1 protein-coding gene is annotated in these 876 nt (G+C 67.4%); it reads left to right on the top strand.

Annotated elements, in window-relative coordinates:
• The first annotated feature begins 335 nt into the window (after positions 1-335).
• Positions 336-800 (top strand): hypothetical protein, encoded by a 465-nt coding sequence (locus ACFOWE_RS31670; protein ID WP_377294380.1) that lies wholly within the window; start codon positions 336-338, stop codon positions 798-800.
• The last annotated feature ends 76 nt before the right edge of the window (positions 801-876 follow it).

Here is an 876-nt window from a genome sequence, read left to right as displayed (position 1 = left end):
CGGCCACACTGTCGGGAAGGAGCTCAGGGCCGGCCGCCGCAGGGAGCCCTACCGGGAACTGGGAGGGCAGTGCGGCTTGTCACTGCTGAAAGCTGCTCTCGGACCCGGAACCTATGTGGCGGTAGGAGTTGTGATCGGGAAGGTGGCCCTTCGCGTAGGAGGCCTGTTCGGTCCGGCTCACGCCATCGGAACTTCCGGCAAGCGGTCTGCTGGGGCTCGTAATGGACGGCCACATGGCCGAGGCTGGTGCTTGGCCTGCTACCCGGGCCGGTACTCCGGCCAGCTGCGGCAGCGTTCCTACACTTACGGCAGATCGTCAGGATATCCTGACGGGCATGACATTCAGATCCGCTGACATTCCCGGTCACGAAGGCTTCGCGGCTCCGGTTCGCCCCACCGGAGAGCCGGCTCCATCCGCCGAGACCTTCATCGGCTACCAGGCCGCATGCTCCTGTCAGTGGACCGATCGGCGCCGATTCCCGGCCACACCGGAAGGAGCCGAAGAGGCGGAGCACCAGTGGTGGAGCCGGCACGCCGCCCCGCTGATCGCCGCCGCACCGCCCAGCGAGCTGGTGGTCAAGTCGAATCTCCTGTGTGAGCGGATCGTCAAGCTCGCCGCTGAACGTCCTCTCGCCGCCCTCACCCTGCTGTCTCAGGTGGAGAGCTGGCAGCGCACTCTGCTCGAGCAGGCCGTCGCCAAAGCGCGGGAGACCGGTTCCTCCTGGGCGCAGATAGGGGAAGCGATGGGGATCTCCAAGCAGAGCGCCCACGAGCGGTTCAGGGCTCATGCGAGCTCATGAATCCAGGTCGCCGGTCGCGACCCGGTAGGGCTCCCTGCGGCGGCCGGCCCTGAGCTCCTTCCCGACAGTGTGGCCG

The organism is Planomonospora corallina (assembly GCF_042650625.1).
Classification (GTDB): Bacteria; Actinomycetota; Actinomycetes; order Streptosporangiales; family Streptosporangiaceae; genus Planomonospora_B; species Planomonospora_B corallina.
The sequence above is the reverse complement of the archived record's forward strand: the minus strand, read 5'-3'. Positions and strand labels throughout refer to the sequence as shown.

Excerpts from the sequence above, each read along its gene's own strand:
- ACFOWE_RS31670 (WP_377294380.1), top strand. The coding sequence starts at position 336 with ATGACATTCAGATCCGCTGACATTCCCGGTCACGAAGGCTTCGCGGCT.